The 15,999-nt window shown below is 58.9% G+C and carries 16 protein-coding genes; 5 read left to right on the top strand and 11 right to left on the bottom strand.

The window, feature by feature from the left end; translation table 11 throughout:
• Positions 1 to 3: 3 nt before the first annotated feature.
• From ACJ8PE_RS15260 to ACJ8PE_RS15235, 6 genes are all read right to left on the bottom strand, one after another.
• A complete protein-coding gene (locus ACJ8PE_RS15260) occupies positions 4 to 870 on the bottom strand; it encodes a hypothetical protein (protein ID WP_089191561.1) in 867 nt (288 codons plus the stop codon).
• A gap of 44 nt (positions 871 to 914) precedes the next feature.
• The gene (locus tag ACJ8PE_RS15255) at positions 915 to 1,667 is read right to left on the bottom strand and encodes a fimbrial biogenesis chaperone (RefSeq protein ID WP_232095077.1); all 753 of its coding nucleotides are present in this window, start codon (positions 1,665 to 1,667) and stop codon (positions 915 to 917) included.
• Positions 1,664 to 3,004, bottom strand: a complete 1,341-nt coding sequence (locus tag ACJ8PE_RS15250; RefSeq protein WP_047026270.1) for a fimbrial protein — start codon at positions 3,002 to 3,004, stop codon at positions 1,664 to 1,666. The genes ACJ8PE_RS15255 and ACJ8PE_RS15250 overlap by 4 nt, the downstream gene beginning before the upstream one ends.
• Before the next feature lie 27 nt (positions 3,005 to 3,031).
• On the bottom strand, positions 3,032 to 5,563 hold the full coding sequence (locus ACJ8PE_RS15245; protein ID WP_197792831.1) for a fimbria/pilus outer membrane usher protein: 2,532 nt from the start codon (positions 5,561 to 5,563) through the stop codon (positions 3,032 to 3,034).
• 20 nt (positions 5,564 to 5,583) lie between these two features.
• Positions 5,584 to 6,306: a fimbrial biogenesis chaperone gene (locus tag ACJ8PE_RS15240; RefSeq protein ID WP_197792832.1), complete on the bottom strand. Its 723-nt coding sequence runs from the start codon at positions 6,304 to 6,306 to the stop codon at positions 5,584 to 5,586.
• Positions 6,307 to 6,395: 89 nt separating this feature from the next.
• On the bottom strand, positions 6,396 to 6,929 hold the full coding sequence (locus ACJ8PE_RS15235) for a fimbrial protein (RefSeq protein ID WP_197762127.1): 534 nt from the start codon (positions 6,927 to 6,929) through the stop codon (positions 6,396 to 6,398).
• Positions 6,930 to 7,304: 375 nt separating this feature from the next.
• Between ACJ8PE_RS15235 and ACJ8PE_RS15230 the strand changes: the two genes are divergently transcribed.
• Positions 7,305 to 7,988: a helix-turn-helix transcriptional regulator gene (locus ACJ8PE_RS15230; RefSeq protein ID WP_232098552.1), complete on the top strand. Its 684-nt coding sequence runs from the start codon at positions 7,305 to 7,307 to the stop codon at positions 7,986 to 7,988.
• Between the two features lies 1 nt (position 7,989).
• Here the strand turns inward: ACJ8PE_RS15230 and ACJ8PE_RS15225 are convergent, their stop codons facing one another.
• The gene (locus ACJ8PE_RS15225; protein WP_232095076.1) at positions 7,990 to 8,466 is read right to left on the bottom strand and encodes a winged helix-turn-helix transcriptional regulator; all 477 of its coding nucleotides are present in this window, start codon (positions 8,464 to 8,466) and stop codon (positions 7,990 to 7,992) included.
• Positions 8,467 to 8,615: 149 nt separating this feature from the next.
• Between ACJ8PE_RS15225 and ACJ8PE_RS15220 the strand changes: the two genes are divergently transcribed.
• Both ACJ8PE_RS15220 and ACJ8PE_RS15215 read left to right on the top strand, forming a co-directional pair.
• Entirely contained in the window at positions 8,616 to 9,389 is a 774-nt protein-coding gene (locus ACJ8PE_RS15220; protein WP_197762125.1) for an SDR family NAD(P)-dependent oxidoreductase, read from the top strand.
• Between the two features lie 49 nt (positions 9,390 to 9,438).
• A complete protein-coding gene (locus ACJ8PE_RS15215) occupies positions 9,439 to 9,861 on the top strand; it encodes a tautomerase family protein (RefSeq protein ID WP_197762124.1) in 423 nt (140 codons plus the stop codon).
• A gap of 86 nt (positions 9,862 to 9,947) precedes the next feature.
• Here ACJ8PE_RS15215 and ACJ8PE_RS15210 read toward each other — a convergent pair whose 3' ends face one another.
• Positions 9,948 to 10,406: a hypothetical protein gene (locus tag ACJ8PE_RS15210; protein ID WP_197762123.1), complete on the bottom strand. Its 459-nt coding sequence runs from the start codon at positions 10,404 to 10,406 to the stop codon at positions 9,948 to 9,950.
• A 287-nt stretch (positions 10,407 to 10,693) separates the two neighbouring features.
• Positions 10,694 to 11,785 (bottom strand): redox-regulated ATPase YchF, encoded by a 1,092-nt coding sequence (ychF, locus tag ACJ8PE_RS15205; RefSeq protein ID WP_033633304.1) that lies wholly within the window; start codon positions 11,783 to 11,785, stop codon positions 10,694 to 10,696.
• Between the two features lie 335 nt (positions 11,786 to 12,120).
• Between ychF and ACJ8PE_RS15200 the strand changes: the two genes are divergently transcribed.
• Positions 12,121 to 13,650 (top strand): SulP family inorganic anion transporter, encoded by a 1,530-nt coding sequence (locus ACJ8PE_RS15200; protein WP_116286409.1) that lies wholly within the window; start codon positions 12,121 to 12,123, stop codon positions 13,648 to 13,650.
• Positions 13,651 to 13,687: 37 nt separating this feature from the next.
• Here the strand turns inward: ACJ8PE_RS15200 and pth are convergent, their stop codons facing one another.
• Complete coding sequence (gene pth / locus ACJ8PE_RS15195; RefSeq protein WP_033652046.1) at positions 13,688 to 14,278, bottom strand: aminoacyl-tRNA hydrolase; 591 nt, start codon at positions 14,276 to 14,278, stop codon at positions 13,688 to 13,690.
• 301 nt (positions 14,279 to 14,579) lie between these two features.
• On the opposite strand from pth, the gene ychH reads away from it, so the two are divergent.
• Positions 14,580 to 14,858, top strand: coding sequence for a stress-induced protein YchH (gene ychH / locus ACJ8PE_RS15190; RefSeq protein WP_033642754.1), 279 nt, complete (start codon positions 14,580 to 14,582; stop codon positions 14,856 to 14,858).
• A 185-nt stretch (positions 14,859 to 15,043) separates the two neighbouring features.
• On the opposite strand, the gene prs is transcribed toward ychH, so the two are convergent.
• Entirely contained in the window at positions 15,044 to 15,991 is a 948-nt protein-coding gene (prs, locus tag ACJ8PE_RS15185) for a ribose-phosphate diphosphokinase (RefSeq protein WP_004941061.1), read from the bottom strand.
• Positions 15,992 to 15,999 lie beyond the last annotated feature (8 nt).

Genomic DNA, 15,999 nt, shown 5'->3' with positions numbered 1-15,999 from the left:
GCCTCAGGAGTGCGTGGCGGATTGTTGCGTTTGCCAAACGTGTTCAAGCCCGAATTCGACCATCGCGAAATAGAGACTGAAATAACGCTCCGCCATGATGAAAAACGAACTGTTGAGTTCGATCACCACATTATTGGTGGTGGTCAGCAGGCCGGATTTTTCCGCCGCCTGCAGAATGCGGTTCACGTGAGCGCGAGAGACGGAACACGACTTGGCGATTTTCGCCGAGGAGAGCAGCAGAAAGGGGGAGTCCTGTCGGATGCTTTCGATAAACAGCATCAACAACACCATGTGGCCGGCGTCTTTGCTGATAAACAGCCCGGACTGTTGCACCAGGTCGATCAGGTAGATCTCCTTGAGCATCAGTTGCCCGTAGGCGGCGAAAAAGGTGGGCAGAAAGTCGGGCGCCGCCAGCAGCGCCGCGATGGGCATCTGTGGCGCCAGCGCCTGATAAGGCCGTGCCATTGAGGCGATCAGCGCCTGGGTTTCCGCCAGCGCGTGCGGCGTAGGCTTATAGCGCAACTGGCGTTTGTCATGCTCGCAGGGTTTGACCTCCAGCCGGCGCCCGACCCGTAAAAAGAACAGAAAGGAATCCAGGGAGTTCTCGCTGATCATATTCTTCCCTTTGAAAAAGGCTTTGATGTCTTTCAGCGCGGCGGCGGGCTGGTGGTAATAAATGGACAGGATGGTGGAGCAGATGATGAACCGGCTGTTCCTGAAAATGATTTTGTAAAACAGCGGATGCTTCTTGTAGGTCTCCCTCAATAATTCCCCGTGTTTGACGATAGCGGTGTGAAACGCCGCTGACTGCCTGATGTTGTTGGCCTGTTTCTCCAGATGAAACTGTAGCTGGAATCTGCTTAGACTCATTTTCCCTATTTCCTGTACTTAAAAAAATGCGCTGCTTTTTATCGTTATGGGTTTGCTGTGTATGGCTTGACGATCTGCTGGCCCTGGTCGTTGATGAGGGTGGCCTGAACGGTGGCCCGAGAGGGGAGCGCGGATGCCGAAACGCCGTCGAGGTGATAATCCCGCGAGCTGAATGGCGCGGTCATCATGTCGCTTTCTTGCCGCACCGGGTAATCGCGCCTGTCGGCGTGCACGGCGATACGCGCGAACGAGAGATAAAACGCCGATCGGTTTTGACAGCGCAGCAGATAACCGTCCGGCGATTTTTGCAGCGTGAATGAGACGGCCTCGGCCGCGTTTTCGGCTTTTCCCTTCAGCGCCCTGGGCCGGTAGAAGATTTTCATCTGGGTGTTCATCGCCAGCGTCACGCGCGACGCCAGCGGCGGCGTGGCCGGCCGGGTGGGCGGGATCTCATACAGGTTGAGCCAGAACACCGACTCTCTGTCGGCGGGCAGGTCCGCGCCGGCAAACAGGATCCGCAGCCCTTTCAGCGCCGAAGGCTGCAGGGCGAATACGCTGGGCAGGGCGACAAACGGCGCGCGAGACAGTTCGGGGGCGGCGTTGACGTCACCGTTATCGACCCAGGTTTGCGCCACGATCGGGTAGCCGTTGGTGTTGAGCAGCATCAGGGTTTTTTCCGTCTCGCCCTCGTGAAAGATCACCCGCGTGGCGGAGGCGATGATGCCCGCCTGCGCGCCGATGGAGGCCAGCGCCAGCAGCAGGGCGCATCCCATAATCAGGTATTTCTTTCTCATCATTGCACCTTAACCCAGACGTAGGCCCTGGCATCCACCTTGCCGGCGGTGACGGTCTGCCCGGGCAGCCGGGCGAGCGTGGCGGTGAGTTGGGTGGTGTAGTGGGTAAACCCCGCCGCGGTGCTGCCGCCGCCGCTGGCGCCGTTGAGCACTGGGTACCAGCCGGCGTCGCTGCCCTGCGGGCATTGCCCGGCGCTGCAGCGCGCCCAGCCGACGAAGTTCATCGGTGCCCCGTTGCCGGCGTTGGCGAGTGCGATGCCCACGCCGGTGGCGACGCTGCTGTCGGTGCCGTAGCCGCTGGAGAGCAGGTAGCTCACGCCGCCGTTGGCGCTGACCAACCCGAGCCGCTGCGCCGCGACATAGCTTTCATACGGCACCTGCAGGCCGAGGGCGGTATTGTTGCTGCTGACGCCGGACACGGCGGCGTTGTCGCATTCGATATTGAGGGTGAACTGCGCCTGCGAGGTTTGCCCGGCGGTCAGTTGGCTGACGGAGAGGGTCGGCAGGATCACCAGCGGCGTGACGTTGCGCGCCACGCAGGTGGCGGTATAGGTCAGCGAAGAGATCGGTGCGGTGCCCATGCCCATCGCGTTCCAGCGCCCGGTGCCCCAGGTGGCGTAGTTGGTGGCGGAGTCGCTGCCGATAGGATCCGAGGCGATGCCGGGCCCCTGAAAGGTGACATAGCCGTTCGGCTGCGTGCAGGTATAGTTCGAATTGCCGGTGGTCGACGCCATGCCCACCAGCGGGTTGCCGGCGCTGTAGCCGCAGTAGTTGCTGGCGCCCGCGCCCGGCAGCGAGCTGATGCGGATCAGATCGGCGCGGATGGCGCTGAAGTCTTTCACCCGGATCTGGATTTTGTTGCCGACGGTGGCGTAGCGGGTAATCGGCGCCGACTGCCAGTAACGGGTAAAAACCTTGCCGGAATCCAGATGGGTCAAACGAATGCCGACGTAAGGGAAGTAGGTGGCGTAATAGTTGGGGTTGCCGTCCCTGGCGCCCAGATCGTAATAGCCGCCGACGCGATCGTCGCCGTTGGTGGCGAAGACTTCATAAATTTGCCCAACATCGCCGGCATCGCATTCATACAGCACCTTGTTTGGGTCGGGATAGCGGGTGCCGGAGGTCAGATCGAACACGCTGGTGCCCAGCGGCGTGCCGACGGGCTGCAGATAGGTGCTGGTCAGGTTGACCCGACCCAGCGCCGTGCCCACCCCGCAAGGATCGCAGCCGGAGTCGATCCAGGGGGCGACGCGCGTGCATTGCGCCAGCGCCGCGGGCGCGCCGAACAGCGACAGGGCGAACAGCGCCGGGGCGGCGACCAGATAAGAAATGCGTTTCATCGTCTCTCCTGAGATAAGTTAAACGGGTTAGCGGCACGGAGCGCTGAGCCGCTGAATCGGGCTGTCTTCCGCGGCGGGCAGGCGATAGTGCAGCGTGCACTGCTGGCCGGGCGCATCGCCCCAGTTCAGCGTCAGCGTGCCGGCATTCCGGTCGCTGCGCAGATACACCTGATTGGCCTGGCCAACCATGCCTACGCTGTTGCCCGCGTTGTCCAACACGTTGGCGCCCATCGGGATCGGCGCGTTGTCGGGACGCTGTGCGGTAATCAGCAGCGCCTGGCCGCGCACGGTGTTGAAGCGCAGGCGCACCGTGGCGCCGGCGTACGGGGCGACGCGTTGCTGGCCGTCCTCCAGTTCCGCTTTATCATTCATGCCCTCGGGGTTCAGCGCGACGGTGTTGTAGTGATAGGGCACCAGCGCCGGCGCCAGCGCATAGCCGAAGCGATCGACGCGCGCGCCTTGGCCGCCCATCACCTGCGCGCCGTTGGCGCCGGGCGCCTCTATCAGGGCGAAGGTATCACCGACATACGGCCCTAATGTCACGCCGCCGCGGTGCGCCACCACCGCGCCCTGCAGCGACAGTGAGCCTTGTCGATACTGGCGCGCGGTGGAGAACGAGCCGGTGACGTTGGCGTAAGGCAGGCGGGTTTGCAGGTTGCCGCCCCAGATGCTTTGTTGGCGATCGTCGTCGGTGGTGAAGTTCAGGCCGTAGCTGACCGGCTGTTCGTCGCCGACGCTGCCCGACAGCGCAGCCTGATAGTTGCCGCCCTGACCCTGGCTGTGGTTGGCCAGCAGCGAGACGCTGGGGGCGGATGACGAACGCCCGAGCGGGAAGCTGAGCGACAGGGCGGTGACGGTTTGCGTGTTCTGCGCCAGCGGCGCGCTGTAGACGTTATCCAACGGCCCGTAGCCGCGATAGTCGCCGTTGCTGTAGCCCAGGCTGCGGGTGCGGGTGACGGAGAGGTTAAGCGCCACGCCGTTGCCGAAGGTTTTCCCCCAGCCCAGCTGGAGCTGATTGTCGCGGCCGCGCTGATCGCGGTAGTCCTGGGTCGAGCCGGACATCGTCAGGCTGCCGAACGCGCCCATGCCCTGATTGACGGCCACCTCGAAACGCGAACGCTGGCGGTAGGAATCGGACTGCCAGCGTTGGCCGGTGACGGCGGCGCGCCGCACGCCGAGCACGTCGCTGAGATCGCGGAAGCCTTCGGTGGAGTAACGGTAGCCGGCGATGGATAAGGTGGTGTCCGTCGGGCTGAAGGTTCGGCTGTAAGAGAGATGCAGCATCCAGCCTGAGGCGCCGCCGTCCGGCAGGCTGGCGTGGGAATAGGTGGTGTCCATGCCGAAGGCGCCCAGTTCGCTGCTGTACACGCCGCCCAGCATCATCGCCTGATAGCCGTCCGCCAGCTGGTTGCCGACGTTGAAGGTCAGGGCGTTGGTCAGGCCGTGTTGCCAGGTCAGTTCGCTGAACAGATCGTTATCGCCGACGTAGCGGGAACGGCCGACGATGGCGGAGTAGCGCGACTGGCCGGGGCGGATGGATTCCGGCACCGCGGCGAACGGCACGGTGAAGGTGCTGACGCTGCCGTCGGCCTCGGTCACCACCACGGTCAGATCGCCGGCGTAGTTGGTGGCGTACAGATCGTTGATGGCGAACGGCCCCGGCGCCACGGTGGTTTCGTACAGCGTGCTTTTACCCTGCAGCACCGTCACGCGCGCGTTGCTTTTCGCCACGCCGCGCACCACCGGCGCATAGCCGCGCTGTGAATCCGGCAGCATGCGATCGTCCGAGCTGAGCTGAATGCCGCGAAAGCCCAGGCCGGAAAAGAAGTGCCCGTCGGTAAAGCCTTCGCCCAGCAGCATTTCGCTGCGCCAGGGCAAGATCGCGCGCTGCACGTAGCGGCGGCTGGTGTCCAGGTGGCCGCCGAACTCCCGATCGTAGCGGTAGCTGGATTGCTGGCGGTAGCGCCAGAGCCCGAGGTTGAACCCGCCGTTCAGGTTGGCGTAGGTCGAGTCGAGGTCGCGGGTTTGCCCCTGTCGGTAGCTGACGTGGTACTGGTTGAGGTTGTAATTGACGAAGACCATCGATTCGCCGCCGTCCAGGCTGGCGGGATTGACGCTGCCGCGCGGCTGGCCGTTCAACAGCGCCTGCGGAATGCTCAGGTCCAGGCGCAGCCGCGAGATATCGGCGTTCACCGTGATGTCCTTCAGATCCCGGCCGGGCAGCAGGCATGCCGTTTCGGCCGTCGGCGGATTTTTCAGCCCGAAGCGCGTCAGCTGCGCGCGATCGAAACAGGGCAGCACCTGCTTGCCATCACGCACGAAACGAATTTGATCGCGCTCGAGAAACTGGCCGTTGAGGTACAGATCGATCTGATAGCTGCCGGGGGCGACGGCGTCCTGTTGGTTGAATTGACTCAGGGCGCTGTTGCTCAGCACGCTGCCGCGCAGCAGCGCGGGATCGAAGGTGTAGCCATCGGCGGCGGCGCAGCCCAGCGGCAGCGCCAGCAGCGCGCAACACCAGCGTGTGGGAAGCGGCGTCGCCTTGCGAGCATCGAACATGAAAACCTCCCTGTCTGGTTTCAGCGCGCGACGTTCAGGGTGCGTGTGATTTCCACCCCATAGTCATTGATGACGCGCAGCGCGATCTGCCGCACCTCACCGTTCACCGGCCAGCTGGCCTGCGAAAACGGCGGGATCAGGTCCGCCTGCGGGATCGCGGTGCGTTTTGCGCCGCTGAGTATCGCGGCCTGGCTGACGTTGGCGTAGTAGCCGGTCGGGTTATCGACGCGCAGCGCGTTGCCGACCTGGCGCAGGCTGAGCTTATCGATGACGTGGTTGGCGTCGCCGGCCAGCCCGACCGGGCGATAGAACACTTTCAGGCGATTGGTGACCACCAGCAGCAGTTTGTTCTTGTCGCTGTCCGTCTGACGCACGGCGGGCACCTGCAGGAAGTTGAGGTAGAACAGCGATTCGCGATCGCGTGGCAGCGGCTGGCCGACGAACGACAGCCGCACCATCTGCCCGCTGTGCGGATTCATGCGGAAGATTTGCGGCGAGGCGACAAAAGGCGCGTCGGCGTTTTCCGGCGTGGACTTGGGGTTATTGATATCGAGCCAGATCTGCATCAGCGCCGGGGCGCCGTCGTCATTGGTGAATTGCAGCGTTTTTTCCCGCGCCTCGGCGGGGTAGATCACGCGATTGCCGAGCAACGTGACGCTGGCCGACGCGTAGCTGGCGGCAAAACTCATCAGGCAAAACGATAGGGCGGCCCAACGGCGGGCGTAACGGGTTATCTGCTGCATAAACGTGAACCGATAAAGGGAGCGAGTCATTCAGCACCGTCCGCTAAGGAACGGCGCTGTCATCAACAGGTATGGCGCCTGACGCCGGCTTATCTGTAGGTAATGGCGAACTGTGCGGTGGCGATCACCGAACCGGCCGCCACGCCGGTATCTTCCGCGTAGTAGCGGGCCACCAGGTTCTGCGAGGTGGAGGTGGCGTCTTTCGCCAGCGTCATCGCCGACGTGGTGACGGTAGAGCCGCTGGCGAATGACAACGGCGTAGTGGCGTCGCTGTCCAGCAGTTGAATGGAAACCTTGGCCGCATCGCCCGCGTTGCCCAGGTTGCCGTTAACTGTCGGGTTGTTGCCCGCCAGCACGGTTTTGATCGCCGTATCGCTGGTTGCCGCCGCACAGCCCGTGACGTTAACGGTAAAGGTGGTGTCGCCGGCGGTGGCGCCTTTGGTGGCGAGCTGGCTGGCGGCGACGGTCGGCAGCAGAACAACCGGGTTGGATTGGTTGCCGTTAATATTCACCGAACAGGTTTGCGTGCTGACTTCGCCTTTAAATTGCACCGTATTGGACGAGGCGGCCACACAGGCGCCGGAGAGAGCCAGCATGGATAATGCGACTAATTTAACATTCATGTGAAATGCCCTTTAATTTACTTTAGAGAAAAGCTTTCCTGACAGTAATAATTTACTGACGTGCGGTTGTTGATTAATCATGTTGCGCAATTGTTTTTTAAACGCGTCGGCAAACATGGATTTTCATCCTAACAAACTAAGAATTTTCCCTATAGATATTTTGAATAAGGCAATAAGGCGATGGCTCCTGTTGTTACATTTACTTTCATTTTCGCTTATATCATACAAAATAGAAAATAGATCTATATCATTGCGTTGCGTTTTTATTGAATTGTCAGTTTTTGCGAATGAAATAATTTGAAACATTCATGCCTTTTTTGCGTATTAATCAAAGCGCTGGCTGTTACGTGATTATTTGAAAAACATGTTATCAAGATGTTTTATATCGGTGTGCTTTGCAGGCGAATTACCCCAAAAAAGAGCAGCGACAAGCCGCCTGAGGTGTGGAAGCATACTTTTACGCTGATAAGGAGAATTAAAGTGAGAGTGATTTATATCGACGGTTCACCGCTGTGCCGTTTGGGGATGAAAACATTATTGGGAGAAGGAGTGATAACCTTATCCTTGCCCAATATTAATATTATTAAAAATATAAGCCCCGCGCCTGATTTAATTATCATGGATTTCCCCCATGAAATTTATCGGTTCGAAGCGTATTTGCGATTTATTCACGCCTCACGTGCTGAATATGAAGGCGTCCGGATACTGTTCTTCGTCGATAAGACTTCGCCGCTGATCCTGGCGTTTATCGCGGCGGCGCAGCCGGATGCGATTTTGCACAAACGGGAAGCGCTGCAGGTGGTGCGGGAGACCTGCGCGGCGCTGAGCCGCCGGGAAAAGGCGGGCGAACGGCGCGCGCTGAACAGGCATCGGGCGGCGGCGATCACGCCCGGTGAGGCGGCGGTGCTGTGTGAAACGGCCCGTACGGAAGATATCCGCCTGACCGCGCGGCGGCTGAATTTGCACCCGAAAACCGTTTATTCGCACCTCAACAATGCCGGCAAGAAGTTCGGCATCCGCAATCGGGTGGAATTGCTGAAGATGATTGCGCTGCTGTAGATCACAACGAACGGGCTTGGCCGACGGCCAGCCGCCATTGCGTCATTTCGTCGGCGCCCGGCCCGGCCGCCAGCGCCAGGTTTTGCGCCGGCAGCGATTCGCCGGTCACGGCATCGACCACGCGCAGGGTGGCGGGGTGGCCAGTCGCACGGTCGACCACGCGCAGCGGCGGCCCGGCCAGCTCGGACAGGTTCCACTTGTCGCCAATCTGGATCATCGCCATCACCAGCAGCCCGAGATCTTTTCCCTTCTCCGTCGGAAGATACTCGTAGCGATCGGGGCGCGTCTGGTATTGCCGCTTTTCGATAAGGCCGCTGCCTTCCAGCGCCTTGAGCCGATCGGCCAACGTGTTGTTGGTGATGCCGGTCGATTGGCGCAGATCGTCATAGCGCGAGAGCCCCAGCAACAGATCGCGCATGAGAATCGCGCCCCAGCGATCGCCCAATGCCGACAGCACGTGGGCCACCGAACACGTCATGCCCTCAAACCCTTTTGCTTTCACTTTGCCTTGCCTCCGTTTGCCGACCCAATGCGGATAATTTTATCGCCTCGGCTTGATCACTTCAATGATTGGAGTTATTACTCTTATTATTGGAGTTTATATGGCACGATGAAAGAGAGGAAAGTATGCAAAAAATAGCAGTGATCACCGGCGCTTCATCTGGGATCGGCGCCGTTTATGCCGACCGGCTGGCGAACATGGGGTATGACCTGATTTTGGTGGCCCGCCGTCGGGACCGGCTGCAAGCGCTGGCGGAGCGCATCACCAGACAGCATTCACGCGGGGTTGAGGTTTTTCCCGCCGACCTGGCGGATGAGCGGGATCTCGCCGCTGTGGCGGCGTTGTTCAGCGAGCAAAAAGCGATCCGTTTTCTGGTCAACTGCGCCGGAAGCGGCGCATTGGGTCCGATAACGGCGGTGGGTGCGCAAGAGATGGACCGTATGTTACGGGTCAATGTGTTGGCGCTGACCCAACTTTCCCGAGCAGCGGCGCAGCGATTTGCGCAGGAACGGCAGGGAACGATTGTCAACATCGGCTCGGTGATGGCGATGATGCCGGTGAATGGCGCAGGGGCGTACAGCGGGTCAAAAGCCTACGTGCTTAATTTCAGTCGGGCGCTGAGGAACGAACTGGCCGCCTTTGGCGTGAGCGTTCAGGTGGTGATGCCGGGGCCGGTGCGATCGGAATTCTTTGGCGAAAAGCCGGCACCGTTCCCTGAAAACCTGTTTATGACGCCGGAGACGCTGGTGGACAGCGCGCTTAAGGCGTTGGAACAGGAGGAGTGGATTTGCTACCCGACGCTGCAGGATAACGAGGTATGGCAACGTTTTGATGCCGCACGCGGCGAGTTGGCGCAGGCGCTGATACAAACCGGGCGGCCTGCCGATCGTTACGCCTGATATCACGGCGGCGTTCACCGCTTCTGACACACAAACCGAGGAAAACGCTATGCCAATGTGGCAAATTTATCATCCGGCACACGCTCTTAGCGCCGAAGAGAAACAGGCGATCGCGAGAAAGATCACGACGATGTACGAAAGCTTCTTACCACGTTTTTACGTCAACGTATTTTTTCACAGTATGCCGCCAGGCTCGGTTTACCTTGGCGGCGAACCGACAGAAGATTTTGTGCGGGTGACCATCGACCATATCGCGCGCGCCATGAAAGACGACGCAGTGCAGCAACAGTTTCTGGTGGGTTGTACCCGCGTGCTGCAACCCTATATTGCGGCGCACGGGCTGCGTTGGGAACTGCACGTGGACGAAACGCCGTTCTCGCTGTGGACTATCGAAGGGTTGAAGCCACCTTTGCCGGGAACGGCGGCGGGGGAGAAATGGCGCAGCGAGAACCGGCCTTCGGCGTGGGAGTAGAGGGGAGTAACAGAAATCCACGCAGTATGTGGATTTCTGTGAAGGGATCGAGTCAGGGTTCGGATTTATGAATCTTTACGAGGGTTTCATTGTAATCGTATGAGTATTCTTGCCGATTCACGATATACATTTACCCTTTTATGATGGAAAAGACGAAGTGCTACTTTAAGGCTAAATGAATGCATGAACAAAGTTGGCCTGTAAGTCATTTGTTCACATGTAAATTGTTCTGATTGTAAGAATAACCGTAATTTTTCTACATTGCTCTTCCGAACCATATGAGTTTCAAAGCTAACATATTGATAGCCTTCTTTCTTAAGTTGCCTTAGCAACGAACGCAATCCTAAGAAGATGCTCGCGGCAGCCATGTCACCTGTTGGACATTTTGTTGGTCTTATGTGGATAGTACATCTCTTGGACTTTTGCCTCTTTACAACAAAATAACCATAGCGTTTGGTGCGAAATCTAACCCAGATGAGGCAAGTTGCTGTTATCAGCAGAGTGGTAGTTAAGGCAATAATGGGCAAATCAAATTTATCGTTCATAACTCTCCTTAGGCTTAAAGCGATAACGGCAGTTTCTAGATTTTCTTTAAAAATCAGAACGACAAAAGCCCATGCACCTATGATTTTCTCGTTAACCTGGTGGTGGTGGTGGTGGTGGTGGTGGTGCTATAGAGTGGCAAGGGTTTTATAGGATTTTATTGGGAGAGAGGTTTGTTGTAATCATTTTATTTTTCACATGATTTTCTTTTTGTGCCAGCAAAAAAATCCACGCCGAAGCGTGGATTTTTCCGTTTCCGGCAGCGGAGAAAAGCGCTGCGGAAAGAGGCTTAGACGTTGAACAAGAAGTTCATCACGTCGCCGTCTTTGACGATGTAGTCTTTACCTTCGGAGCGCATTTTGCCGGCTTCTTTGGCGCCTTGCTCACCCTTGTAGGTGATGAAGTCGTCATAGGAGATGGTTTGGGCGCGGATAAAGCCTTTCTCGAAGTCGGTGTGGATCTTGCCGGCCGCCTGCGGGGCAGTGGCGCCCACCGGGATGGTCCAGGCGCGCACTTCTTTCACGCCGGCGGTGAAGTAGGTTTGCAGGTTCAGCAGTTCATAACCGGCGCGGATCACGCGGTTCAGGCCCGGCTCTTCCAGGCCCAGTTCGGCCATGAACTCGTCGCGCTCTTCGTCTTCCAGCTCGGCGATGTCGGATTCCACGGCGGCGCACACGGCAACCACCACGGAGCCTTCGGCGTCGGCGATTTTACGCACGGTGTCCAGGTACGGGTTGTTCTCGAAGCCGTCTTCGTTGACGTTGGCGATGTACATGGTCGGCTTCAGCGTCAGGAAGCTCAGGTATTTGATCGCCGCCTTGTCTTCCGCGGTCAGATCCAGCGCGCGCAGCATGCCGGCGTTTTCCAGGTGCGGCAGGCATTTCTCCAGCGCCGCCAGCTCGGCCTTGGCGTCTTTGTCGCCGCCTTTGGCTTTCTTCTGCACGCGGTGGATGGCGCGCTCGCAGGTGTCCAGGTCGGACAGCGCCAGCTCGGTGTTGATCACGTCGATGTCTTCGGCCGGATCGACCTTGTTGTTGACGTGGATGATGTTGTCGTTTTCGAAGCAGCGCACTACGTGGCCGATGGCTTCGGTTTCGCGAATGTTGGTCAGGAACTGGTTGCCCAGGCCTTCACCTTTGGACGCGCCTTTCACCAGGCCGGCGATGTCGACGAATTCCATGGTGGTCGGCAGAATGCGCTGCGGCTTGACGATCTCGGCCAGCTTATCCAGACGCGGATCGGGCATCGGCACCACACCGGTGTTCGGTTCAATGGTGCAGAACGGGAAGTTGGCTGCTTCAATGCCCGCTTTGGTCAACGCGTTGAACAGGGTGGATTTGCCTACGTTAGGCAGGCCGACGATACCGCATTTGAATCCCATGTTGTAATCACCTTAAATATCTTAACTATCAGCCGGTTAGATTTAATCGACTGCATAAAGGGCAAAATAATGCCGCCATTATACACGTAATGGGCGTTTATCTCGATCAGACTTGATTGGCCGGGGCGATCCCAGCGCCCGCGGCCGGTTTTTGATTGAGATTTGGATCACATTTACCCATACTGGCCATTCCGATTAACCGACAGGAAACGCGCCGGATGTATTTCTTGCCTACGCCACCCTGAGCTGTGCCCGCCTGCAGTCTGCCGCGCCTTGCGGTACCCCATACCCGCTACGCGGGGAAGATGATGTCATCTGTCATAAGTGAATAATGCATGTTTAACCTGAGTAACGTCAGGATCGCGGACGTTAAAAATGAAGTCCTGGCGGGCTTTGTGGTAGCGGTTTCGATGATCCCCGAGGCGGTCGGCTTTTCGCTGGTCGCCGGTCTTTCGCCGATCGTCGGTTTGCATACCGCGTTTATTATCGGCCTGGTCACGGCGCTGTTCGGCGGCAAGCCGGGCATGGTTTCCGGCGCCGCCGGCTCCATTGTGGTGGTGCTGATGAGCCTGGCGGCGCAGTACGGTATGGGTTACGTGCTGTGGGCCACGCTGTTTGCCGGGGGGATCCAAATCCTGATCGGCGCCTTCCGGCTGGGCAAGTTCATTCGTCTGGTGCCGCTGCCGGCGATCCACGGCTTCGTCAACGGCCTGGCGATCGTCATCATGCTGGCGCAGTTGAAGATGATCGCCGGGCAGGGCCCGCTGATGTACGGCCTGGTGGCGCTGGCGATTGCGGTGGTGGTGCTGTTCCCGCGCCTGACCAAAGCCATTCCGTCTTCGCTGGCGGCGCTGCTGGTGGTTTCGGCGTTGGCGATCGGCCTCAATCTGCATACGCTGCGGGTGGGCGATCTGGCGGACATTTCCGGCGCGCTGCCGCACTTCAGCCTGCCGACGGCGCCGTTTACCCTGGAGATGGTGCGGGTGGTGCTGCCCTATGCGGTGGTGATTGCCTTGGTCGGTTTGATCGAATCGCTGCTGACCATGACGGTGCTGGATGAAATGGGCGGCAAGAAGGGGAACGGTAACCGTGAAAGCATCGCGCAGGGCACCGGTAACGCGGTATGCGGCCTGTTCGGCTGCTTCGCCGGCTGCGCGATGATCGGCCAGTCGATCATCAACTTCACCTCGGGCGGGCGCGGGCGCCTCTCCGGCACAGTGGGTGCCATCCTGCTGATTTTGTTCGTGGTCAGCCTGTCGCGCTATATCGGCCTGCTACCAGTGGCGGCGTTGGCCGGGGTGATGCTGGTGGTGTGTTACAACACCTTCGAATGGAGCTCGCTGCGCCGTTTGCGCCGTATGCCGAAGGCAGACGCGCTGGTGATGGTCGCCGTCACGTTGATCACCATCTTTACCGATCTGGCGGTGGCGGTAATCAGCGGGGTGATTATCTCGGCGCTGGTGTTCGCCTGGCAGCAGGCGCGCATCCGCGTGCGCCAGCGGCAGGTGACGGGCGACGTGGCGGTGTATCGGCTCGATGGCCCGCTGTTCTTCGGCTCTGCCGCGGCTTTCGCCGAGCTGTTCGAGCCGCAAAGCGATCCGCAGAACGTGGTGCTGGATTTTGCCGGCACGCGAGTGATGGATTCCAGCGGCGTAGAGGCTATCGATAAGCTGACGGCGCGTTACCTGGCGGCGGGAAAAAGCATTCGGCTGCGCCACCTGAGCGGTGACTGCGTGCGCCTGCTCAAGCGCGCCGGGCCGTTTTGCAGCCATGAGCTGGACGATCCGCAGTATTACGTGGCGGAAGAGGGATTCGCCGCCGATGACCGCCGCGTGGGCGAGGAGACCTTCCACCCGCGTGGCTAAAAGCCGGCAGCGGGCAGGGCGCCCGCTGCGGCAAGGTTCAGGCTTGCGCCTTGAAGCTGTGCAGGCGCTGAACGGTTTTTTCCAGCCCGTCCTTCATCAGCATCTCGGTGCAGCGCAGCGATTCGTCGATCGCTTCGTCGATCATCTTCTGCTCGCCGGCCGGCGGCTTGCCGAGCACGAAGCCTACCACCTTGTTCTTGTCGCCCGGATGGCCGATGCCGATGCGCAGGCGATAGAAGTTCGGGTTGTTGCCGAACTTGTTTTGGATGTCTTTCAGGCCGTTGTGGCCGCCGTTGCCACCGCCGAGCTTGATTTTGGCTACGCCGGGCGGCAGATCCAGCTCGTCGTGCGCCACCAGGATCTCGCTTGGTTCGATGCGGTAGAAGTTGGCCATCGCCAGCACCGCTTTGCCGCTCAGGTTCATGAAGGTGGTCGGCACCAGCAGGCGCACGTCGTTGCCCGCCAGGTTCAAACGGGCGGTATAACCGAAGAACTTGCTCTCTTCTTTCAGCTGCTGATTGTGGCGCTGGGCCAGCAGATCGACGTACCAGGCACCGGCGTTGTGGCGCGTCTGGGCGTATTCCGCGCCCGGGTTAGCCAGGCCGACTATCAATTTAATACTGCTCACTGAGTGATTCGCTATGATCAGGGTAATGGAAAGGGAGTTAGTCTACCTGTCGGGGCGGCGAATGACAAAATCCGATCTCCGCCGTCGTCGCAGGTAACAAAGACGAATTATTCATTAGCTGAATAATTCAATTTGTCCGCTAATTTTCAGCCGTGTGTTAAGAAGTGTCAATAATTCTTTACCATTTGTGATCGCCTCCGCAATCCCCTTGCCGCAGCAAGGGCTATACTTAACTTATCAAAGTGGGTTAACAAGTTGCAGCGTTATCCCGGTTGGCACATGGCAATCATGGAGGTGGCATATGAAACGTAGAAACGCGGACAGAATGGGCAACTTTTTTATGGGACTGGGCCTGGTCGTGATGATCGGCGGCGTCGGATACTCCATTCTTGCTGAAGTATCACAGTTCAATTTACCGCAATTTTTCGCCCACGGCGCCATCATGAGCATCTTCGTCGGCGCGCTGTTGTGGCTGGTGGGCGCGCGTATCGGCGGCCGCGAGCAGGTAGCGGATCGCTATTGGTGGGTAAAACACTTTGATAAACGGTGCCGCAACGATCAACATCGTTCGTCGCATTGATTAAAAAAGCAGAAGGGAAGCAAGAGCAGGGCAAGGGAATATCTGCCGTGCATTAAGGTTTGAGGTCATGTCGGACTACAAGTAGAAAACCCGTTGTTGCTTGCGCACCAACGGGTTTTTCTTTTTCTGCTGTCGGGCTCGCTATCTTTCCGGCGCAGTGGGCGCCGCACCGGAAAGACGACGAATCAATGCTCGAACATCGCAGAGATCGACTCTTCGTTGCTGATGCGGCGGATGGCTTCAGCCAGCATGCCGGACAGGGTCAGAGTGCGAACGTTTTTCAGTGCCTTGATTTCCGGCGACAGCGGAATGGTGTCGCAGACGATCACTTCATCAATCACCGAGTTCTTGATGTTGTCCACGGCGTTGCCGGAGAAGATCGGGTGCGTCGCGTAAGCGAATACGCGCTTGGCACCGCGTTCTTTCAACGCTTCAGCCGCTTTACACAAGGTGCCGCCGGTGTCGATCATGTCGTCGACCAGCACGCAATCGCGGCCTGCCACGTCACCGATGATGTGCATCACCTGAGAAACGTTCGCGCGCGGGCGACGTTTGTCGATGATGGCCATATCGGTGTCGTTCAGCAGTTTGGCGATAGCGCGGGCACGCACCACGCCGCCGATATCCGGAGAAACCACGATCGGGTTTTCCAGATTTTGCTGCAGCATGTCTTCCAGCAGGATCGGGCTGCCGAACACGTTGTCTACCGGTACGTCGAAGAAGCCTTGAATCTGCTCAGCATGCAGATCCACCGTCAGAACGCGGTCAACCCCTACGCTGGAGAGGAAATCGGCGACAACCTTGGCGGTGATTGGCACACGCGCGGAACGCACGCGGCGATCCTGGCGGGCATAGCCGAAGTAAGGGATAACGGCGGTAATACGACCTGCGGAGGCGCGACGCAGGGCGTCGACCATCACAACCAGTTCCATCAGGTTGTCGTTGGTCGGAGCACAGGTGGACTGGATGATGAAAATATCACCGCCGCGTACATTTTCGTTGATTTGCACGCTCACTTCGCCGTCGCTAAAACGACCTACAGCGGCGTCACCAAGGCTGGTGTACAAACGGTTGGCAATACGTTGTGCTAGTTCCGGGGTGGCGTTACCAGCAAAAAGCTTCATATCAGGCACGAGAAGAA

The sequence above is a fragment of the Serratia sp. CY74737 genome (assembly GCF_052166775.1).
Lineage (GTDB): Bacteria > Pseudomonadota > Gammaproteobacteria > Enterobacterales > Enterobacteriaceae > Serratia > Serratia ureilytica.
This window is presented reverse-complemented; position numbering and strand designations above follow the sequence as displayed.